Source organism: Streptomyces sp. NRRL S-337 (genome assembly GCF_000720175.1).
Taxonomy (GTDB): domain Bacteria; phylum Actinomycetota; class Actinomycetes; order Streptomycetales; family Streptomycetaceae; genus Streptomyces; species Streptomyces siderophoricus.
In genome coordinates this window covers 74177-95480 of the sequence record NZ_JOIX01000004.1, presented here as the reverse complement: position 1 = coordinate 95480, position 21304 = coordinate 74177, and the positions used below count along the sequence as shown (strand labels likewise).

17 protein-coding genes are annotated in these 21304 nt (G+C 72.2%); 10 read left to right on the top strand and 7 right to left on the bottom strand.

The window, feature by feature from the left end; all coding sequences use genetic code 11:
- Nucleotides 1-199: 199 nt before the first annotated feature.
- The gene (hisC, locus tag IG62_RS0105595) at nt 200-1279 is read left to right on the top strand and encodes a histidinol-phosphate transaminase (RefSeq protein ID WP_030798279.1); all 1080 of its coding nucleotides are present in this window, start codon (nt 200-202) and stop codon (nt 1277-1279) included.
- 118 nt (nt 1280-1397) lie between these two features.
- Here hisC and IG62_RS0105590 read toward each other — a convergent pair whose 3' ends face one another.
- Nucleotides 1398-1766 (bottom strand): cyclophilin-like fold protein, encoded by a 369-nt coding sequence (locus IG62_RS0105590; RefSeq protein WP_030798277.1) that lies wholly within the window; start codon nt 1764-1766, stop codon nt 1398-1400.
- Nucleotides 1767-2033: 267 nt separating this feature from the next.
- On the opposite strand from IG62_RS0105590, the gene IG62_RS0105585 reads away from it, so the two are divergent.
- From IG62_RS0105585 to IG62_RS0105570, 4 genes are read left to right on the top strand one after another with little or no spacing between them, the layout of a single operon-like run.
- On the top strand, nt 2034-3542 hold the full coding sequence (locus tag IG62_RS0105585) for a cytochrome ubiquinol oxidase subunit I (protein WP_030798275.1): 1509 nt from the start codon (nt 2034-2036) through the stop codon (nt 3540-3542).
- 9 nt (nt 3543-3551) lie between these two features.
- The gene (gene cydB / locus IG62_RS0105580; RefSeq protein WP_030798273.1) at nt 3552-4553 is read left to right on the top strand and encodes a cytochrome d ubiquinol oxidase subunit II; all 1002 of its coding nucleotides are present in this window, start codon (nt 3552-3554) and stop codon (nt 4551-4553) included.
- A gap of 38 nt (nt 4554-4591) precedes the next feature.
- Nucleotides 4592-8134 (top strand): thiol reductant ABC exporter subunit CydD, encoded by a 3543-nt coding sequence (gene cydD, locus IG62_RS0105575; protein WP_030798271.1) that lies wholly within the window; start codon nt 4592-4594, stop codon nt 8132-8134.
- A 52-nt stretch (nt 8135-8186) separates the two neighbouring features.
- A complete protein-coding gene (locus tag IG62_RS0105570) occupies nt 8187-9911 on the top strand; it encodes a GAF domain-containing protein (protein WP_030798269.1) in 1725 nt (574 codons plus the stop codon).
- Nucleotides 9912-9935: 24 nt separating this feature from the next.
- Here the strand turns inward: IG62_RS0105570 and IG62_RS0105565 are convergent, their stop codons facing one another.
- On the bottom strand, nt 9936-10904 hold the full coding sequence (locus tag IG62_RS0105565) for a Cof-type HAD-IIB family hydrolase (protein ID WP_030798267.1): 969 nt from the start codon (nt 10902-10904) through the stop codon (nt 9936-9938).
- Nucleotides 10905-11097: 193 nt separating this feature from the next.
- Between IG62_RS0105565 and IG62_RS0105560 the strand changes: the two genes are divergently transcribed.
- From IG62_RS0105560 to pspAB, 3 genes are all read left to right on the top strand, one after another.
- Nucleotides 11098-11997 (top strand): LLM class flavin-dependent oxidoreductase, encoded by a 900-nt coding sequence (locus tag IG62_RS0105560; RefSeq protein ID WP_030798264.1) that lies wholly within the window; start codon nt 11098-11100, stop codon nt 11995-11997.
- Between the two features lie 340 nt (nt 11998-12337).
- Nucleotides 12338-13234 (top strand): zinc metalloprotease HtpX, encoded by an 897-nt coding sequence (gene htpX / locus IG62_RS0105555; protein ID WP_030798261.1) that lies wholly within the window; start codon nt 12338-12340, stop codon nt 13232-13234.
- A gap of 73 nt (nt 13235-13307) precedes the next feature.
- Complete coding sequence (gene pspAB / locus IG62_RS0105550; protein ID WP_030798259.1) at nt 13308-13871, top strand: PspA-associated protein PspAB; 564 nt, start codon at nt 13308-13310, stop codon at nt 13869-13871.
- Nucleotides 13872-13909: 38 nt separating this feature from the next.
- Here the strand turns inward: pspAB and IG62_RS0105545 are convergent, their stop codons facing one another.
- Together IG62_RS0105545 and IG62_RS0105540 are read right to left on the bottom strand one after the other, a co-directional pair.
- Nucleotides 13910-14452: an RNA 2'-phosphotransferase gene (locus IG62_RS0105545; RefSeq protein ID WP_030798256.1), complete on the bottom strand. Its 543-nt coding sequence runs from the start codon at nt 14450-14452 to the stop codon at nt 13910-13912.
- A gap of 42 nt (nt 14453-14494) precedes the next feature.
- Nucleotides 14495-15127 (bottom strand): PadR family transcriptional regulator, encoded by a 633-nt coding sequence (locus IG62_RS0105540; protein ID WP_078871832.1) that lies wholly within the window; start codon nt 15125-15127, stop codon nt 14495-14497.
- 135 nt (nt 15128-15262) lie between these two features.
- On the opposite strand from IG62_RS0105540, the gene IG62_RS0105535 reads away from it, so the two are divergent.
- Both IG62_RS0105535 and IG62_RS0105530 read left to right on the top strand, forming a co-directional pair.
- The gene (locus tag IG62_RS0105535; RefSeq protein ID WP_030798252.1) at nt 15263-15853 is read left to right on the top strand and encodes a hypothetical protein; all 591 of its coding nucleotides are present in this window, start codon (nt 15263-15265) and stop codon (nt 15851-15853) included.
- Nucleotides 15850-17202 (top strand): carotenoid oxygenase family protein, encoded by a 1353-nt coding sequence (locus IG62_RS0105530; RefSeq protein WP_030798251.1) that lies wholly within the window; start codon nt 15850-15852, stop codon nt 17200-17202. The genes IG62_RS0105535 and IG62_RS0105530 overlap by 4 nt, the downstream gene beginning before the upstream one ends.
- Nucleotides 17203-17329: 127 nt before the next feature.
- Here the strand turns inward: IG62_RS0105530 and IG62_RS41430 are convergent, their stop codons facing one another.
- The 3 genes from IG62_RS41430 to IG62_RS0105515 form a co-directional block, all read right to left on the bottom strand.
- Nucleotides 17330-18463 (bottom strand): MerR family transcriptional regulator, encoded by a 1134-nt coding sequence (locus tag IG62_RS41430; protein WP_078871831.1) that lies wholly within the window; start codon nt 18461-18463, stop codon nt 17330-17332.
- A gap of 29 nt (nt 18464-18492) precedes the next feature.
- Complete coding sequence (locus IG62_RS0105520; protein ID WP_030798249.1) at nt 18493-19413, bottom strand: metal-dependent hydrolase; 921 nt, start codon at nt 19411-19413, stop codon at nt 18493-18495.
- 78 nt (nt 19414-19491) lie between these two features.
- On the bottom strand, nt 19492-21222 hold the full coding sequence (locus tag IG62_RS0105515) for an SDR family oxidoreductase (RefSeq protein ID WP_030798242.1): 1731 nt from the start codon (nt 21220-21222) through the stop codon (nt 19492-19494).
- Between the last annotated feature and the right edge of the window lie 82 nt (nt 21223-21304).

Here is a 21304-nt window from a genome sequence, read left to right as displayed (position 1 = left end):
GGCGTAGGCCACCGGCGCGCGGCTGCGAGTGGGGCGCGCCCCGAAGGTCTCACGCCGGCTCCGTCCGGGTGATCTTGGTGCACGGGTGCGGGAGGGATGTGCCGGGCGCCCGATCCCTGCCGGGGCTGCCGCCGAACGGGTCAATCCTCTTAAGGTGTGCAGTATTGGAGATGGACGGGACGGTCGAGGAGGACCTGCGGTGAGCGAGAAGACCCCGAAGCTGCGTGCGGCGCTGGACGGCATCCCCACCTACAAGCCGGGGCGGCCGGCGCCGGCCGACGGTCCCGTCACCTACAAGCTGTCCTCCAACGAGAACCCCTATCCGCCGCTGCCGGGCGTCCTGGAGAGCGCGGTGACCGCTGCGGGGTCCTTCAACCGTTACCCGGACATGGCCTGCACGGGCCTGATGGCGGAGCTGGCCGACCGGTTCTCGGTGCCGGTGGAGCATCTGGCGACCGGCACCGGCTCGGTGGGCGTGGCCCAGCAGCTGATCCAGTCGACTGCCGGACCGGGCGACGAAGTGATCTACGCCTGGCGGTCGTTCGAGGCGTACCCGATCATCACCCAGGTGTCCGGGGCCACCTCCGTGCAGGTTCCGCTGACCTCCGGTGAGGTGCACGATCTCGAAGCGATGCTCGCCGCGATCACCGACCGGACCCGGCTGATCTTCGTCTGCAACCCCAACAACCCCACCGGCACCGTCGTCCGCCGTGCGGAGCTGGAGTCGTTCCTGGACCGGGTGCCGGGCGACGTCCTGGTGGTGCTGGACGAGGCGTACCGCGAGTTCATCCGCGACCCCGAGGTGCCGGACGGGATCGAGATCTACCGTGACCGTCCCAACGTCTGCGTGCTGCGGACCTTCTCCAAGGCGTACGGCCTGGCGGGGCTGCGGGTGGGCTTCGCGGTGGCGCACGAGCCGGTGGCCGCCGCGCTGCGCAAGACGGCGGTGCCGTTCGGGGTGAGCCAGCTCGCGCAGGAAGCGGCGGTGGCGTCGCTACGCAGCGAGCAGGCCCTGCTGGAGCGGGTGGACGCCCTGGTGGCCGAGCGGGCGCGGGTGGTCGACGGGCTGCTCGGGCAGGGCTGGACGGTGCCCGAGACCCAGGCCAACTTCGTCTGGCTGCGGCTGGGGGACCGGACGACCGACTTCGCGGCGGCCTGTGAGCGGGCCGGCGTGGTGGTGCGGCCGTTCGCCGGTGAGGGCGTCCGGGTCACGATCGGGGAGACCGCGGCGATGGATCTGTTCCTGCAGGCCGCGGAGGAGTTCCGCAAGGCGCTGTAAGCCGCTGAAAGGCGCCGGCAGGCGCACCGGAAGGCGCTGCAAGGCGTTGCAGAGGAGTGGCACGGCAAAGGCCGCGGGTCCGTCGACCCGCGGCCTTCGGCGTGGTGTGCGGGGCTGCTCACGCCTGCTGTACGTGGATGGGGTCGCCGCTGCGGACGGTGGCCAGTGCCCGCGGATCGCCGTCGATACGGCCCAGCACGTTGCAGGGGGAAGCCAGCCGGGGTTCGTCGCCCTCGGAGATCGGCGTGGGGCCGTAGGGGAGCGCGAGGGCGTTGCCCGGTGGCCAGAAGGCGACGGTGCCGGCCTCGACGACCTGGCGGGCGTCGGGTTCCAGCGCGGGCGAGAGTCCGGTGTCGAAGTAGACCTCCTCGCCCCAGGTGTGGGCGGTGGCGTCGACCGGGAGGGCGGCCATGAGCGCCGTCGTGGTCGGGGTGTCGTCGAGGGTCGCGGTCAATTGCCCGGCGGGCCAGGTGATGCGGATCTTCATGGCGATGAATTCAACAATGTGTTGAAGCCTTGAGGAGGAGGGTGTCCACACTCGGAGAAGGGCCCCCGCAACCTCGGCGGACGTGTTCATGCGCCATGGATTCAAGCGTGACCGCGGTCACGTACCCCCCTTGCCCAAGGGCGAGGAGGCATGGGAGATAATTGCTTGTGAATGTGAACGCGTTCACAAGCACGTCCCGGTATGAACCGCTTTGTGTGACGCAAAAGGGACATTGCCGTTGGCAAACGGCGAGGTAAGGAGCACGGCATGGAACTGGCCTTGGCGCCGGAGACACTGGCGCGATGGCAATTCGGCATCACCACCGTCTACCACTTCCTCTTCGTCCCCCTGACGATCTCCCTCGCCGCTCTGGTGGCCGGACTCGAGACCGCATGGGTGCGCACGGGCAAGCAGCAGTACCTCAAGGCCACGAAGTTCTGGGGCAAGCTGTTTCTGATCAACATCGCGATGGGTGTCGTCACCGGCATCGTGCAGGAGTTCCAGTTCGGCATGAACTGGTCCGACTACTCGCGGTTCGTCGGTGACGTCTTCGGTGCCCCGCTGGCCTTCGAGGCGCTCATCGCGTTCTTCTTCGAGTCGACCTTCATCGGCCTGTGGATCTTCGGCTGGGACAAGCTGCCCAAGAAGATCCACTGCTTCTGCATGTGGATGGTCTCCATAGGCACGATCCTGTCGGCGTACTTCATCCTGGCCGCGAACTCCTGGATGCAGCACCCGGTGGGCTACAAGTACAACGCCACCACCGGACGCGCCGAGCTCACCGACTTCTGGAAGGTGCTGACCCAGGACACCACCCTGGTCGTCGTCTTCCACACGCTGACCGCCGCCTTCCTCACGGGCGCCGCGTTCATGGTCGGCATCTCCGCCTTCCACCTGATGCGCAAGAAGCACATCAAGGTCATGCGGACCTCGCTGCGGCTCGGGCTGATCACCCTGGTCATCGCCGGCATCCTCACCGCGGTCAGCGGTGACACGCTCGGCAAGGTCATGTTCAAGCAGCAGCCGATGAAGATGGCCGCCGCTGAGGCGCTCTGGGACAAGGAGGCGCCGGCGCCGTTCTCGGTCTTCGCCTACGGAGACGTGGAGAAGGGCCACAACAAGGTGGCCATCGAGATACCCGGCCTGCTCTCGTTCCTGGCCCATGACGACTTCTCCTCGCCGGTCCCCGGCATCAACGACGTCAACAGGTCCGAGCAGCAGAAGTTCGGCCCCGGCGACTACCGGCCCAACATCCCCGTCGCCTACTGGGGCTTCCGCTGGATGATCGGCTTCGGCATGTCGTCGTTCGCCATCGGGCTCGCCGGGCTCTGGCTCACCCGCAAGAAGTTCTGGCTGTCGCCCGGGCTGCGCACGGGCGACGAGGAACCACCGAAGCTCGCGCTCACCAAGAACAGGGTGCTCGGCGCCCGCCTCAGCAAGTGGTACTGGTCGCTCGCCTTCGTCACCCTCGGATTCCCGCTGATCGCGAACTCGTGGGGCTGGATCTTCACCGAGACGGGCCGTCAGCCCTGGGTCGTCTACGGCGTGCTGCGCACTTCCGACGCGGTCTCCCCCGGCGTCTCGCAGGGCGAGGTGCTCACCTCGATGATCGTCTTCACCACGCTCTACGCGATCCTCGCCGTGGTCGAGGTCAAGCTGCTGGTGAAGTACATCAAGGCCGGTCCCCAGGAGCTCACCGACACCGACCTCAACCCGCCCACCAAGATCGGCGGGGACAGCGCCGACGCCGACCGGCCGATGGCCTTCTCGTACTAGGAGGCGACCGTGCAACTCCACGACGTCTGGTTCGTTCTCATCGCCGTCCTGTGGACCGGATACTTCTTCCTCGAAGGATTCGACTTCGGGATCGGCGTCCTCACCAAGCTCCTCGCCCGCGACCGCAGCGAGAAGCGGGTACTGATCAACACCATCGGCCCGGTCTGGGACGGCAACGAGGTCTGGCTGCTCAGCGCGGGCGGGGCGACCTTCGCCGCCTTCCCCGAGTGGTACGCCACCCTCTTCTCCGGCTTCTACCTGCCGCTGCTGCTCATCCTGGTCTGCCTGATCGTGCGCGGCGTGGCCTTCGAGTACCGCGCCAAGCGGCCCGAGGAGCGCTGGCAGCGCAACTGGGAGCACGCGATCTTCTGGACCTCGCTGCTGCCCGCGGTGCTGTGGGGCGTGGCGTTCGGCAACATCGTGCACGGCGTGAAGATCGACGCGCACAAGGAGTACGTCGGCGGCCTGCTCGACCTGCTCAACCCGTACGCGATCCTGGGCGGCCTGGTCACGCTCACGCTCTTCACGTTCCACGGCGCGGTGTTCGCCTCGCTCAAGACGGTGGGGGACATCCGGGAGCGGGCGCGCAGGATGGCGGGTGTCGTCGGACTGGTCGCCGCCGTGCTCGCGCTCGGCTTCCTGGGCTGGACCCAGGCGGACAAGGGCGACGGCAGCAGCCTGATCGCCATGATCGTCGCTGTGGTCGCGCTGATCGCGGCGCTGGGTGCCAACAGGATCGGGCGCGAGGGATGGGCGTTCGCCTTCTCCGGGCTCACCATCGCGGCGGCGGTCGCCATGCTGTTCCTGACGCTCTTCCCGAACGTCATGCCGTCCACGCTGAACGAAGGCTGGAGCCTCACGGTCAGCAACGCCTCGTCCAGCCCCTACACCCTGAAGATCCTGACCTGGTGCGCAGGGATCGCCGCACCCCTCGTGATGCTCTACCAGGGCTGGACGTACTGGGTGTTCCGTAAGCGCATCGGTACCCAGCACATCGCCGAATCCCACTAGCCGATACGCCGCCCCTCGGGGCGGCCCGGCAGGATGGAATGTTTCACGTGAAACCCGTCGACCCGCGCCTGCTCCGTTACGCCCACGCCACCCGCGGCTTCCTGATCGCGGTGGTGGTCCTCGGGCTGGCCGGAGCGGGCCTGGTCGTCGGCCAGGCGATGCTGATCGCCGAGATCGTGGTCGGTGCCTTCCGGCACGGCCTCGGTCCCGGCGGTCTGGCCACTCCCCTGGCGCTGCTCGCCGCGGTGTCCGTGGGGCGTGGTCTGGTCTCCTGGCTCACCGAGCTGGCCGCGCACCGCGCCGGCGCGGCGGTCAAGTCCGAGCTGCGGATGCGGCTGGTCGAGCGGGCGGCGCGGCAGCGTCCGGAGCGGGCCACCGGTGAGCTGACCACGCTCGCCACCCGCGGTATCGACGCCCTCGACGACTACTTCTCCCGCTATCTGCCGCAGCTGGGGCTGGCGGTCGTCGTCCCGGTCGCGGTCCTGGCCCGGATCGTCACCGGCGACTGGATCTCCGCGCTGACGATCGTCCTCACGCTGCCGCTGATCCCGCTCTTCATGATCCTCATCGGCTGGGCCACCCAGTCGCGGATGGACCGCCAGTGGCGGCTGCTGGCCCGGCTGTCCGGGCACTTCCTCGACGTCGTCGAGGGCCTGCCCACCCTCAAGGTCTTCGGCCGGGCCAAGGCCCAGGCCGCCGCGATCCGCACCATCACCGGCGAGTACCGGCGCGCGACGCTGCGCACCCTGCGGATCGCCTTCCTCTCCTCGTTCGCCCTGGAACTGCTCGCCACGATCTCCGTCGCCCTGGTCGCGGTCGGCATCGGCATGCGGCTGGTGAACGGCGAACTCGATCTGTACACCGGGCTGATGGTGCTGGTGCTCGCGCCCGAGGCGTACCTGCCACTGCGGCAGGTGGGCGCGCAGTACCACGCGGCGGCCGAGGGGCTCGCCGCGGCGGAGGAGATCTTCGCCGTGCTGGAAGCGCCGCTGCCCACGCCCGGCACCGCACCGGCGCCCGAGGGCACCGCGCTGACCGTCGAGAACCTCGTGGTCCGCCACCCGGGACGGGCCGCGGACTCGCTGCCCGCCACCTCGTTCGAGGTCCGGCCCGGCGAGACCGTCGCCCTGGTCGGCCCCTCGGGCGCGGGCAAGTCCACGCTGCTCAGCGTGCTCCTCGGCCTCACCGCGCCGACCGGGGGCCGGGCCCTCGTCGACGGCCGCGACATCGCCGAACTCTCCCCCGACAGCTGGCGGCAGCGGATCGCCTGGGTGCCCCAGCGTCCGCAGCTGTTCGCCGGGACCGTCGCCGAGAACGTACGGCTGGCGCGGCCGGACGCGGACGACGCGGCCGTACGCACCGCGCTCGCGGACGCCGGTGCGCTGGACTTCGTCGAGGCGCTCCCCGACGGCCTGGCGACCCGGCTCGGCGAATCCGGTGCCGGGCTCTCCGCCGGCCAGCGGCAGCGGCTGGCGCTGGCCCGGGCTTTCCTCGCCGACCGCCCGATCCTGCTGCTGGACGAGCCGACCGCGAGTCTGGACGGCGAGACCGAGGAGGCGATCGTCGCCGCGGTCGGCCGGCTCGCCGCGGGCCGGACCGTGCTGCTCGTCGTCCACCGCCCGGCGCTGCTGGCGGTGGCCGACCGGGTGGTGCGGCTGCCGGGCATCGCTTCTGACGTGCGGGAACCGGCTGTGGACGCGGGCGTACGAGCGGGCCGGGGCGCGGCTCCGGCCGCCCCCGCCGATCCCGCTCCGGACCTCACCGCCGAGCCCAACGAAGGGCTCGACCTCGCCCCCACCCGTGCCTCCGCCCCGGCCCGCCTGCGGCGGATGGCGCGGGCCCGGCGGGCGCGGTTCGCGCTGGCGCTGCTGCTCGGCAGCCTCGCCCTGGGCAGCGCGGTCGGCCTGATGGCCACGTCCGGCTGGCTGATCTCGCGGGCCGCGCAGCAGCCGCCGGTGCTGTACCTGATGGTGGCGGTGACCGCGACCAGGGCGTTCGGCATCGGGCGCGCGGTCTTCCGGTACGCCGAGCGACTGGTCTCCCACGACGCGGTCTTCCGCATGCTCGCGGACGTCCGGGTCGCCGTCTTCCGGCGGCTGGAGCGGCTGGCGCCGGCCGGGCTCGCCGGGCGCCGGCGCGGCGATCTGCTGTCGCGGCTGGTCGCCGACGTCGATGCGGTGCAGGACCACTTCCTGCGCTGGCTGCTGCCCGCGGGGGCGGCGGCGCTGGTCGGCGCGGGCGCGGTCGGCTTCACCGGCTGGCTGCTGCCCGAGGCCGGCGCGATCCTGGCCGCCGGGCTGCTGCTCGCGGGAGCCGGGGTGCCGCTGATCTCGGCCGCGCTGGCCCGGCGGGCGGAGCGGCAGCTGGCCCCGGCCCGTGGCCGGCTCGCCACCCGGGTCGTCGATCTGCTCACCGGGACCGCCGAGTTGACGGTGGCCGGCGCGCTGCCGGCCCGTACGGAAGCGGTGCGGCGGGCGGACCGCGAGCTGACCCGGATCGCGGCCCGGTCGGCGACCGTGGCGGGCACCGGCGCCGGGCTCTCGGCGCTGCTGTGCGGGCTGACCGTCGTCGCCGCCGCGGTCGTCGGCGTCCAGGCGGTGCACGCCGGGCGGCTGGACGGGGTGGCGCTGGCGGTCGTCGTGCTCACCCCGCTCGCCGCGTTCGAGGCGGTCACCGGGCTGCCGCTCGCCGTGCAGTACCGGCAGCGGACCCGGCGCGCGGCCGAGCGGGTCTTCGAGGTGCTGGACGCGCCCGCACCGGTGCGCGAGCCGGCCGCCCCCGCGACGGCCCCGGGGACGCCGTTCCCGCTGGTCGTTCGCGGTCTGACCGCCCGCCACGCCGGGCAGGACCGGCCCGCCCTGGACGGGGTGGACCTCACGCTGGCGGCCGGCCGCCGGATCGCCGTGGTCGGCCCGTCCGGGTCCGGCAAGACCACCCTGGCGCAGGTGCTGCTGCGCTTCCTGGACCGGGAGGCGGGCACGTACACGCTGGGCGGAACGGACGCCCAGGCGCTGGACGGGGACGCGGTCCGGCGGCTGGTTGGGCTGTGCGCGCAGGACGCGCACCTCTTCGACAGCTCGCTGCGGGAGAACCTCCGGCTGGCGCTGCAGGACCGGAGCACCGGTCCGGGCGAGGACGGGGACCGGGTGTTGTGGGACGCGCTCGGCCGGGCCCGGCTCGCCGACTGGGTGCGCGGGCTGCCCGACGGCCTGGACACCATGGTCGGCGAGCACGGTGCCCGGCTCTCCGGCGGCCAGCGGCAGCGGCTGGCGCTGGCCCGTGCACTGCTCGCGGACTTCCCGGTGCTCGTCCTGGACGAGCCGGCCGAGCACCTCGACCTGGCCACCGCCGACGCGCTGACCGCCGATCTGCTGGCCGCGACCGAGGGCCGGACGACGCTTCTGATCACCCATCGCCTCACCGGGCTCGACGCCGTCGACGAGGTGCTGGTGCTGGACGGCGGACGCGTCGTGCAGCGTGGCGGCCCGGCGGAGCTGGCCGCGGCCGACGGCCCGTTCCGGCGGATGCTGGAGCGCGAACGGGCGGTGGACGCGGCCTACGGCATGGCACCGGCGCTCTGACGGGTTTGCGGGTAAATGGCCTCTTATATGGCGTCTCATTAGGCTCAAGGGCATGGATCGCGCCGCCGCCCGCACGGACCCGCCCACCCCCGACCCCCTGCACGCCGCGACCGAGGCCACCCGCAGCCTGCAGGGCCTGTCCTCCGAGCTGACCGCCCGGGTGCCGCAGCTCCTGGAGGCGATGCGCACGGTCGGCGCGGGGCTCGATCTGCACATCACGCTCGACCGGATCGTGCAGACCGCGGCCGAACTCGCCGACGCGCGCTACGCCGCCATCGGGATCATCGACGACGCCCGCGAGGGGCTCTCGGACTTCGTGACGTACGGCGTCGGCGCGCGGGAGCACGAGCGGATCGGCGCGCTCCCGGACGGCCACAAGGGGCTGCTCGGCGCGCTCATCCACGACCCTCAACCGCTGCGGCTCGCCGACCTCGCCCAGGACCCGCGCTCGGCCGGCTTTCCCCCGGAGCACCCGCCGATGCGCACCTTCCTGGGGGTGCCGATCCGCGTCCAGGGTGAGATCTTCGGCAACCTCTACCTGACCGAGAAGCGCGGCGGCGGGGAGTTCAGCGAGGAGGACCTGCACATGGTGCGGGTGCTCGCCACGGAGGCGGGCATCGCGATCGGCAACGCCCGGGTGTACGCGGCGACCCGCCAGCGGGAACGGTGGATCGACGGTTCGGTGGCGGTGACGACCGAACTCCTGGCGGGCAGCGACGTCGACGACGCGCTCGCCGTGGTTGCCGAGCAGGCCAGAAAGCTGGCGGATTCGGCGGCGGGCATCGTGCTGCTGCCCGACGACGAGGGCGGGCTGGAGATCGTCGCCGTATCGGCTGACGACCCCACCGGCATCCTGGGGACGCACATCCCGCCCGACAGCCCGGTGGCCCGTCAACTCCTCGACGGCGAGCCGGTGTTCGTCGACGACTCGGCCAGCGACCCCCGGATGGTCACCGACATCGCGGCCCGTTTCGGGCCCAGCATGCTGCTGCCGCTCAAGAGCGGCGGCCGGGTTCTGGGTACCCTCGCCACCCCGCGGTCCCGGGGCGCCCGTCCGTTCTCCGCCGTCGAGCGGACGCTGGCCACCCAGTTCGCCGCGCAGGCCGCGCTGGCACTGGTACTGGCCGACGCCCAGCGCGACCGGGAGCGGCTGGCGGTCTACGAGGACCGCGACCGGATCGCCCGTGACCTGCACGACCTCGTCATCCAGCGGCTCTTCGCGACCGGCATGATGCTGGAGGGCGCCCAGCGCAGGTCCGTCGTCCCGGAGGTGGCGGCGGGCATCGGCAAGGCCGTCGACGAACTGGACGTCACCATCCAGGAGATCCGGACCGCGATCTTCGCGCTCCAGCAGGGCCCGGTGGAGGCGCCGTCGGGTTTGCGGACCCGGGTGCTGCGCGAGATCGGTACCGCCGCCGCACCGCTCGGCTTCCAGCCGTCGGCCCATTTCGTCGGTCCGGTCGACTCCCGGATCGGCGAGCTGACCGCCAAGAACCTGATCGCCGCGCTGCGCGAGGCACTGTCCAACGCCTTCCGGCACGCCCACGCCTCCCGGATCGACGTCGTCGTCGATGCGACGATCCGGCTGCCGGACGGCACCGACGGGGTCCGGCTGACCGTCGCCGACGACGGCATCGGCATACCGTCCGGCGGCCGGCGCAGCGGCCTGCAGAACCTCACCAAGCGCGCGGAGTCGCTGGGCGGCTCCAGCACGTACGGGCCCGGGGTGGGCGAGGACGGCGCGGGCACGACGGTGGTCTGGGAGGCGCCGCTGTGAGCCGGCGCGCCGATCGGCTGCCGCTCAGGGGCGCGCGGCACCCCGCTCGGCGCACCGCCGCAGAATCTGCTCGATGACCAGCGCGACGCCGTCCTCGTTGTTGGACGCGGTACGGCCCGTGGTGGCGGCCAGCACCTCCGGATGGGCGTTGGCCATGGCGTACGAGGTGCCGGCCCAGCTCAGCATCTCGATGTCGTTCGGCATGTCCCCGAAGGCGACGACCTCCTCCTGGGAGATCCCGCGTTCGGCGCAGCAGTGGGCCAGGGTGCCGGCCTTGCTGACGCCCGGGCCGCTGATCTCCAGGAGGGCGGTGGGGCTGGAGCGGGTGAAGGACGCCAGATCGCCCGCGGCCGACCGGGCCAGCGCGAGGAAGGTGTCCGGCTCGAGGTCCGGGTGGTGCGCGAGCAGCTTGATGACCGGCTGGTCGGGGAAGGGGGGCGGTTCCGCGCCGGCCGCCGGGCCGTCGGGCCCCAGCGGCGCCACGAAGTCGTCGGCCAGCAGCTTCTCGACCGGCGCCACGACCGCGGCCGGGTCCAGCAGGAGCGGCGGGTACTGCGGTTCGTAATGGATGCCGCTGGTGCGCTCGACGGCGAACGAGGTGCCGGGCGCGGCGCTGCGCAGCGCGTCCACGACCTCCCGCGCGAGCGCCTGGTCCAGCGGGCTGACCTCGACGATCCGGCCGCCGCGGTGCAGATCGACGACGGCCGCGCCGTTCGCGCAGATCGCCAGGCCGTGGCCGTGCACATGGTCGCTGACCACGTCCATCCAGCGGGCCGGGCGCCCGGTGACGAAGAACACCTCGATGCCGGCCCGCTCGGCGGCGGCGAGCGCGGCGATGGTCCGCTCGGACACCGTCTTGTCGTCGTGCAGCAGGGTGCCGTCCAGATCGGTGGCGATCAGCCGGGGCACGACGGCCGGTTCGGGCAGCACGGCCGGTCCGGGGGCAACGGCCGTTTCGGGCGCCCGGGGTGGCGTGGCGGAGGCATCAATCACGGGCCCATCTTCCCGCACCGGTGCGCACAGGCGTGCGGTGGGTCGCGCGGATGAGCCGGTGAGGGGGCCGGGCGGAGGACGGGATGGGGGCCTGCTTACGGGCCAGGGCGGTGTACGGACCCACGACGGCCGGCTCCGTGCGGTGGCCGGAGGCGATCGTGGGGAACACCCGGACGGCCGTACGCTCGAGGGCATGCGACTGAGCACCGTGATACTTCCCGTCCGCCGCTGGTCCGAAGGTGGACGGGAGGTGTGGCAGCGCGCCGAGGAGCTGGGCTTCCACGCCGCCTACACCTACGACCACCTGTCCTGGCGGAGCTTCCGCGACCAGACCTGGTTCGGGGCCCTGCCGACCCTGACCGCCGCCGCGGCCGCGACCTCCCGGCTGCGCCTGGGCACCCTCGTGACCTCACCGAACTTCCGGCATCCGGTCACCCTCGCCAAGGAACTGATCTCCCTCGACGACGTCAGCGGTGGCCGGTTCACGCTGGGCATCGGCGCCGGCGGCAACGGCTTCGACGCCACCGCCCTCGGCCAGGAGCCCTGGTCGCCGCGGGAGCGGGCGGACCGCTTCGGCGAGTTCGTGCCGCTGCTCGACCGGCTGCTGACCGAGGACGTGGTCTCGTACGAGGGCGAGCACTACTCCGCACACGAGGTCCGCAACATCCCCGGCTGTGTGCAGCGACCGCGGCTGCCGTTCGCGGTGGCCGCCACCGGGCCGCGCGGCCTGAAGCTCGCGGCCAAGCACGGCCAGGCGTGGGTGACGACCGGTGACCCCAAGGTCTCCAACGGCGGCGGTAGCTCGGCCGACTCCCTGGAGGCGGTTCGCGGGCAGTGCGAACGGCTCGGCAAGGCCTGTGCCGAAATCGGCCGCGACGCCGGCGAGCTGGAGAAGATCATGCTCTCCGGCTTCACCCCGGACCGGCCGCTGGACTCCGTCGACGCGTTCGTGGACTTCGCCGGGAAGCACGCCGCGCTGGGCTTCGACGAGCTGGTCCTCCACTGGCCGATCGCTGATTCGTTCTTCGCGGCGGACCTCGACGTCTTCGAGCGGATCGCCACGGAGGGGCTGGCGCAGCTCGGCACCTCGTAGGGGTCGTAGGGGCGGGGAGAGCGGGCTTCCCGGAGGGACCTCGGTCCGGGCCTCCGGGCGGGCCTCCGTCCGGGCTTCTGGGCGGGCCTCCGGGCGCGGGCCGGATCGGCGGGGCCGGGCCTTCTGGCGGGGCCGGGCTACAGCTGGTTTCACGTGAAACACGCCGCCCGGCCCGCCCCGACGTGCCCGGTCGTTCGCTCACCTCCGCTTTACCCCGCGTATAGCCCGGAAGAGGGAGAATCGGGACAGCGGCGCAGTGTGGCGGACGCGGCGCGCCGGGCGAGACCGGCGCACGAGCGGGCCGGCGCACTGCGCGAAGTGCGGTGTTCGTGGAGGAGCCATGGCACAGACCCGATTCGCCCCGGACCGCGGGCTGACCTCGCGGATGGTCACGACGATGTTCTTCATCGGGCTGCTGTACGTCGTGGTCGTCGGCGTGCTGGTGGTCCTGCTGAAGGGCGCCTGGGTGGTGGTGCTGCTGATCGCGGGGGGCCTGTTCGTCGCGCAGTTCTGGTTCAGCGACCGGATCGCGGCCTTCAGCATGGGCGCGCACGAGGTCACGCCGGAGCAGGCGCCCGTACTGCACGGCGCCGTGGACCGGCTGTGCGCCCTGGCCGACATGCCCAAGCCGCGGGTCGCGATCGCCGAGTCGGACGTGCCGAACGCCTTCGCCACCGGCCGCAGCCAGAAGAACTCGATGGTGTGCGCCACCACGGGCCTGCTCCGCCGGCTGGAACCGGAGGAACTGGAGGGCGTGCTGGCCCACGAGCTCTCGCATGTCGCGCACCGCGATGTCGCGGTGATGACCATCGCGTCGTTCCTCGGCGTCCTGGCGGGGATCATCACCCGGGCCGCCCTGTGGAGCGGCGTCGGACGCAACAACCGGGACCAGAACGCGGCCATCGCCGTGCTGATCGTCACCGCCGTCAGCGCGGTCGTCTACGCGATCAGCTTCCTGCTGACCCGGCTGCTGTCCCGTTACCGCGAACTGGCCGCTGATCGCGCCGCCGCGCTGCTGACCGGCCGCCCCTCCGCGCTTGCCGCCGCGCTGACCAAGGTCACCGGGCAGATCGCCCGGATCCCGACCGAAGACCTGCGCAAGGCCCAGCCGTACAACGCCTTCTTCTTCGCCCCGGCGATCAACAAGGAGAGCTTCCACCGGATGCTCTCCTCGCACCCGACGCTGGAACAGCGCCTGGACCAGCTGGGCCGGATCGCGGCGCAGCTCGGGGCGTGAGGCGGCCGTGACGATCACCGGCCCGGACTGACGGTGCGGGCCGGCCCCTCCAGGAGCAAGGAGTACCCCGCGCATGGGATTTCTGGACGCCCTCCTCGGCCGCAGCAAGCCGGTACGCCCCGATCTGGACCAGCTCTTCGCGCTGCCGTCCGCGGCGGTCACCCTTGAGGCCGCGGCCGGATTCACGCCCACCGGCCTCGGCTCGGTGTGCTTCGCCAGTGTGGAGGGCGGCGCGTTCTCCCGCATCCAGGAGGAGGCCCGGTCCCTGCTGGACGGGCCGGTGGAGTTCACCCAGGACGCGTACGGCTACACCTGGCTGCTCGTACGGCATCCGCCGGAGGACGTGGCGGGCCTGGTCAACGACCTGCACGCGGTCAACACGTCTCTGGAGGAGGCGGGTTTTGGGCCGCAACTACTGTGCTCGCTGGTCGGCTTCCGTGACGAACGGCAGCGGTCGCTCGCGCTGGTCTACCTCTACAAGAGGGGCACGTTCTACCCCTTCGCGCCGAAGCCGGGCGGTGGGGAGAAGCGCGAGAATCCGCTCGAACTCCAGGTCAGGGCGCTGCTCGGGGATGATCTGACGGTCGAGAAGGACCTGGCGCGGTGGTTCCCCGTATGGGGCGCGCCGGGGCTGTGATCCCTCGGGTGGCGTGGTGAAGGGGCGGACGGTACGGCTCACCCGGGGAAGCGGAGGAAGGGCGCGGGCACCCGGTCGGTGAGCCAGACGCCGTTCGCGCTGACCCGGAAGACGTGTCCGGCCCGGTGCATCGCCGCGGCGTCCACGACCAGGACCACTGGTTTGCCGCGTCGGGCGCCCACCCGGGTCGCGGTGTCCCGGTCCGGCGAGAGGTGGACCGCGTGCCGGCCCATCGGCAGGAGCCCCTCCTCACGGATGGCGGCGACATTGCGCGCCACGGTGCCGTGGAAGAGCTGTGCGGGAGGTTCGGCCGGCGGCAGTCCGAGGTCCACCGGTAGGGAATGGCCCTGGTTGGCGCGTATGCGGCCGTCCTCGATGGTGAAGCGCTGTTTGTCGTTGCCGGCCACCATGGCTGCCAACTCGTCCCGCGAGAACGGGAATCCGTGGGCCGCGGCCGCCGCCATCAGGTCGTCGACAGGCACCCAGCCCTGGGCGTCGAGGGTGAGGCCGATCCGCTCCGGTGCATGGCGCAAATGCTTCGACACATACTTCGAGAGACGCACGGAGCGCTGGGTGTTCATGCCTCCAGGGTGCCGCGCCGGGCGCCCCGGAGGCATCCGAATTCACGTCCCGTCGGTCTCGTCCCCCTGCGGAACCTCGGCGCTTTTTCCGTGTGCTTCGCGGCTTCGCCCGTGTCCTTCGTGCTGGGCGTGCGCGAGCTCGCTGGCCCGTCGCGCCTTGGCGGTGGTCACCTGATCGGCCGCCCAGCGGGCCCACTCCTCCTGGGCCGCCGACATCCGCAGGCCGTACTCCAGGGCGATCCGTCCGTAGACCGAAATCATCTCGTCGTCCCACTGGGCGTTCTCGTCGACCTGCTCGCACATGGCGCGGGTGCGCGCGGCGAGCTCGGCCTGATGGAGGAGGAAGGCCTGGGCTTCGAGCGGCGTGACGATGCCGAGGAAGAAGACGCGCAGCAGGCCGTCATCGCGCTGCGGGCCGCTCGGCTCGACCTGGGTGAGCCAGTGGCGCAGCTCCGTCAGCCCCTCGTCGGTGATCGCGTATTCCTTGCGGCCGCGGGGACCGTGGGCGGTGACCTCGACCATGCCGGCGGTGGTGAGCTTGCCGAGCTCGCCGTACACCTGGCTCTGGGTGGCGGGCCAGACCATCGAGAGCGTGGCGTTGAACAGCTTCATCAGGTCGTAGCCGCTTGCCGGGGCTTCGGACAGCAGGCCCAGCACGGCATGTCTCAGGCTCATGACCGGCACATTACCTTCCACTGTTGACATGTCAAAGGAGGACCTTCTACATTCGACATGTCGAAGTTGGAATGTGCGGCGGGGAGCGGACGGCGAAGGCGCCGGTCGTGCGGCCGCGGACGAAGAGGGGGAGACATGAACTATCTGCGGGGCTTCGTGCCGTGGCTGGTCTTCGCGGGGGTGTCCACGGTCGGCTGGCAGTGGGGCGCTCTCGCCGGTCTGCTGGCGGCCGTCGTGCTGCTCGTCGCCGACCGGGCGGCGGGCCTTTCACTGGACTACCGCGTGCTGGAGTACGGCACGATCGTCTTCTTCGCCGCTCTGTCCGCGCTGGCCTTCGCCCGTCCCGACAGCGGCCTCCGGTTGTACGGCAGCGCGCTCTCGATGGGCTGGCTGGCGCTCATCGCCTGGGTGTCGATAGCGGTCCGGCGGCCCTTCACGATGGGCATCGCGCGCCGGATGGCTCCGCCCGAGGTCTGGCACACCCCGCTGTTCCGCCGCATCAACGTCGTGCTCACGGCCGCGTGGGCGCTCTCCTTCACCCTCACCGCGACCGCCCAGGCCCTGGTCTCCGCCTACGAGCTGAACACGGCCTACTCGGTCCTCGTCCAGGTCGCCGGCTTCGTCCTCCCCGTCCGCTTCACCTCCAGCTACCCCGACCGGGCCCGGGCCCGCTTCGAGCAGCAGGCCGTCGCGCAGGCCGGCATCCAGGGAGGTCTGGCGTCATGACCACCACATCCCCGACCACCCCGTCCGCCTCCGACGTCCCCGCTCCGCACCTGGCCGGCAACTTCGCCCCGGTCGCCGAGGAGCTGACCGCCTACGACCTCCCGGTCACCGGCACCCTGCCGCCCGAGCTCAGCGGCTGGTTCCTGCGCAACGGCCCCAACCCGCGGGACGCCGCCACGCCGCACTGGTTCTTCGGTGACGGCATGGTCCACGGGCTCCGCCTGGAGGGCGGCCGGGCCGTCTCCTACCGCAACCGCTGGGTCCGCACCTCGACCTTCACCGACGGAGTGCCGCCCCGCGATGCACAGGGCCGCCGTAATCTGTCGGCGGGCGTGGCCAACACCCATGTCGTCCGGCACGCCGGCCGTACCCTCGCGCTCGTCGAGTCGTCGTTCCCGTACGAAATCGACTGCCGTCCCGGCCACGAGCTGGAGACCCTGGGCGTCCATGACTTCGGCGGACGGCTCACCACCGCCATGACCGCGCATCCCAAAACCTGCCCGACCACCGGCGAGCTGCACTTCTTCGGGTACGGCGGGGCCAGACCGCCCTATCTGACCTACCACCGGGCCGATGCGGACGGGGAGTTGGTGATCAGTCGCCCCATCGACGTCACGGCGCACACGATGATGCACGACTTCCATCTGACCGAGCGCCATGTGATCTTCATGGACCTCCCGATGGTCTTCGACGCCCACCGCCGCCCCGGGATGCCCTACCGCTGGGACCCGGAGTACGGCGCGCGGCTGGGCGTGCTCCGCCGGGACGACCCGTACGGCGAGGTCCGCTGGCTGCCCATCGACCCCTGCTACGTCTTCCATGCGCTGAACGCCCATGACGACGGCGACCAGCGGATCGTCCTCCATGTCTCCCGCTATCCCGATTTCACTGGCAGGAAGCCGTCCTGCCTGTGGCGCTGGACGATCGACCTGGCCTCCGGCACCGTCGCCGAGGAGCAGCTCGACGACCAGTACTGCGAGTTCCCGCGGGTGGACGACCGCCTCGTGGGGCAGCGGGCCCGCTTCGGCCACGCCACCGTCGCCGAGGCCCCGGGGACGGGCCATATACCCGGCGCCCTGCTCCGCTACGACCTGGAGACCGGCGCGGTGGTCCGCCATGACTTCGGTCCGGGCCGCACCCCGGGCGAGGCGGTCTTCGCCCCGGCGGACGACCGTCCGGGCGGACCGGGCTGGCTGCTGACCTACGTCTACGACGCGGCCACCGATACCAGCGATCTGGTCGTCCTCGACGCCGAGGACATATCCGTTGCCCCGGTGGCCACGGTCCATCTGCCGCAGCGGGTGCCGTACGGCTTCCACGGCAACTGGCTGCCGGACCCGGCACGTTGAGCCGGCGAGTCGTCGAGAGGTCCCGACAGATTGTGCATCCGGGGCGGAATAACCGCGATCGCACGCTTCTTGAGAACTGAAGAGCGCTAAGTGGCACGCCTGTTGGCGTGCTGGCTCAGGTGCCGGCTCAGGTGCCGGGCGGGGGCTCGGTGCGGCGGGCGGTGTCCGTGGCGCCCTCGGACGGGGCATGGGGGCCGTTCGGGACCAAGGCGTCCATGGCGCGGGCCTGCACCTCGCGCCGGGCGGCGGCCGCGATGAACGCCGCGGTGTGCTCGGGACCCACCAGGGCCCGTACGGCCGCCACGGCGTCGGCGGGCAGCGCCACCGCCTCGGCGCCGGCCCCGGCCCCGGCCGCCCGGGCGGGCTGCGGCCCGGGACCCGCCGGGGTCTCAGGGGCGGGGCCGGAAGCAGGTTTCGGGTCGGTCGCGGTACGGGGGTCCGTGACCGGCCCGGAGCCTTCCGGTGCGGCGGTGGCCCCCGGGCCGTGGATCTCCGCGGGCAGCGCCTCGCTGAGGTGCTGGCGGAGGTAGCGGGTGGCCAGCGTCCGCATGGCGCGGGCGAGTTCGGCATCGACGGTCTGCTGGGCCAGTGGCCGCAGCCGGCGGACGAGGGCGGCGGCCTCGGCCGCCTCGGCATCGGTGGGCGGATGGTCCAGGAACTGCCGGAAGACGTGCTCGGTGGTGAAGTCCAGGAAGCGCGAGGCGATGTGTTCCACCTGGCCGCGCAGCTCACGGAGATGGGCGGAGATCGCCAGCAGGGGGACACCCGCGGAGTGCAGCTCGGCGGCGACGGCGAGTTCCTGGGGGCTGGGCACGAGGAACTCGTCGTCCCGCCCCGGAAGCCTTTCCAGGACGCCCAGCTCGACGGCCTCGGCGACCGCCGCCTCGTCGGAGGCGCCCCCGAAGGCCGCGTCCAGGTCGCTGCGGCTGATCCGGGACGCCTGCTCGTCGGTCCACGGCCCGTCGATCTCGGCGACCAGGCCCAGCACTCCGCCGAGGTCGAGACCGGCGTCCCAGGCCTGGAGGAGCTCCTTGATGCTGGCGAGGGTGTAGCCGCGGTCCAGCAGATCGGCGATCTGGCGCAGCCGGGCCAGATGGGCGGTGCCGTAGACGTTGGCGCGGCCGCGGCGCTCCGGGCGGGGGAGCAGCCCGCGGTCCTGATAGGCGCGGATCGTCCGGACCGTGGCACCGCTGAGGTGGGCCAGGTCGTCGATGCGGTACTCGGCCGGGCGGGCTGCGGCCGCCGGCGGCTGCTCGGTCACTGCGGTGCTCCTCCTCCGTCGGCCGCGCGCTACGAGACGGCCGCGCGGCCCACCGCGCCCGCCGCGGCCCGGGCGGCCGGCGAGGACGCCAGATAGGCGACGGCCGCGCGCAGCGACCCTTCCTGCGAGGGATGGTACGACCGCCGCAGATAGCGCGGTATCGCCGTTCCCAGCTCACGCCAGGTGGGGAGCAGTCCCTTACGGACGGCCCGGTTGTGCTCCCGCAGCGAGTAGCGGGACCGGGCGGCGAGCTGCGGGTCGTGCCGGAGGAGGTAGGCCGCGCCCCAGGCCCAGAGGTGGAGGAGCACGGGGGCGGTGACGGCCATGCCCAGCACCCGGCGGGCGTACCGGCCGGGGTCCGCGCCGCCGGTGTGCTGGTACATGTCGAAGGCGACCGCCCGGTGCTCGACCTCCTCCGCACCGTGCCAGCGCAGCAGGTCGAGCATGACCGGGTCGGGCCCGGCCCGGTCGAGGCCGTCGGCGGCCAGCACCCAGTTCCCGAGCACCGCGGTGAACTGCTCGATGGCGGCGATCAGGGAGAGCCGGAAGCGCAGCCACTCCCGTTCCGGGACGGGGACGCCGAGCGGCGGCCGGTCGCCCAGCAGCCGCTCGAAGAGGAAGTCGACGTGCCGGGTGTAGGGGCCGGTGTCCAGGCCCTGGTGGGCCAGATGGCCGAGGACGTAGGAGTGCTGGACGCTGTGGGTGGCCTCCTGGCCCATGAAGCCCTTGACGTCCTTGAGGAGCTGCTCGTCCCGGACCAGCGGCAGGGCCTCCTTGAAGACCTTGACGAACCACCGCTCCCCGGCCGGCAGCAGCAGGTGCAGCACGTTGATGACATGGGTCGCGGTGGGCTCGTCGGGTATCCACAGCAGCGGTGTCGCACGCCAGTCGAACGAGACCCGGCGCGGGGTGATCGGGTGGGGCGGCTCCTGGAGGGGGGAGGTACTCATGCGCGGCTCCTGACATGCGCAGTGGTCCGGCTCTCGGCAATGCCCGGTCGCTGGGGGCTCCTGCTGGTCGGGTGCGGACTACAGCCGCGGCTCGATGCGGGCGAGGGCGCGCAGGGCCCGCGGGGCGAAGCGCGACAGGAGATGGGCGCCGCGGGCCTCGGGGGTGACGGGCACCACCGCCTGGTTGCGGACCACCGCCCGCAGAACGGCGTCGGCGACCTTCTCCGGCGGGTAGTTGCGCAGCCCGTACATCCGCGCGGCCTTGGCCTGGCGGCGCTTCTCCTCCTCGGCCGACACCCCGGCGAAGCGGGCGGTGCTGGTGATGGAGGTGTTGACCAGCCCGGGGCAGATGGCCGAGACGCCGATGCCCCGCCCGGCCAGTTCGGCGCGCAGGCACTCGCTGAGCATCAGGACCGCGGCCTTGGAGGTGCTGTAGGCGGGCAGCACCTTCGACGGCTGGAAGGCGGCCGCCGAGGCGGTGTTGACGATGTGGCCGCCCTGACCGCGGTCGGCCATCCGCTTGCCGAAGATCCGGCAGCCGTGGATGACCCCCCACAGATTGACGTCCAGCACCTTCTTCCAGTCGTCGGTGGTGGTCTGCAGGAAGGAGCCGGACAGGCCGATCCCGGCGTTGTTCACCAGCACGTCCACGGGGCCGTACTCGGCGTCGACCTTGTCGGCGAGCTTCTCCATGGCGGCCTCGTCCGCGACGTCGACGACCTCGGGCCAGGCCTGCGGGGCGCCGATCAGACGGGCCAGCTCGGCGGTCCGCGCCGCGCCCTCCGCGTCCCGGTCGACGGCGACGATCCGGGCGCCGGCTTCCGCGAAGGCGAACGCGGTGGCCCGGCCGATGCCGCTGGCCGCCCCGGTCACCAGCACCAGCTGTCCGCCGAACCGGTCGGCGTACGGGCCGCGTGCCGTGACCTGCTTCGCCGGGTCGCCCTCCTCCTTGGCGGTGACGAACTCGGTGATCCAGGAGACCAACTGGTCCGGGCGGGTGCGGGGGACCCAGTGCTTGGCCGGGAGAGTGCGGCGGACGAGCTGCGGCGCCCACTGCTCCAGGTCGTCGTAGAGCCGCTGGGAGAGGAAGGCGTCTCCGGTGGGGGTGATCAGCTGGACCGGGCAGTGCGCGTAGGCGTCGGCGCGCGGGCGGCGGAGCCGGGCGCGGACGTTGTCGCGGTAGAGCCAGGCGCCGTGGGCCGCGTCGGTGGGCAGCGAGGCGGTCGGGTAGTCCCCGGCCGGCACCTTCTCCACCCGCTGCAGGATGCCCGGCCAGCGCTTGCCGAGCGGACCCTTCCAGGCCAGTTCGGGCAGCACGGGTGTGTGCAGCATGTAGACGTACCAGGACTTGGCGCCCTGGTTGAGGAGCTGGGCGGCACGGCGCGGGGTGGGCCGTACCATCCGCTTCTTGATCCAGTGGCCGAAGTGGTCCAGCGACGGCCCCGACATGGACGTGAAGGAGGCGATCCGGCCCTCCGTGCGGCGCACGGTGGCGAACTCCCAGGCCTGTACCGAACCCCAGTCGTGGCCCACGACGTGCACCGGGCGGTCGGGGCTGACGGCGTCGGCGACGGCCAGGAAGTCGTCGGTCAGCTTCTCCAGGGTGAAGCCACCGCGCAGCGGCCGCGGGGCGGTGGACCGGCCGCAGCCCCGGACGTCGTAGAGCACCACATGGAAGCGGTCGGCCAGCTGGCGGGCCACCTCGGACCACACCTCCTTGCTGTCCGGATAGCCGTGCACCAGCAGCACCGTGGGGTGTTCCGGGTCGCCCAGTTCGGCGACGCACAGCTCCACGCCGCCGGTGTGCACCCAGCGCTCCGTCGCCCCGGCGAGCCCCGGCCCTCCGCCCGATGCCCCGCCCGAGGCCCGGCCCGGCGCCCCGCCCTGCGTC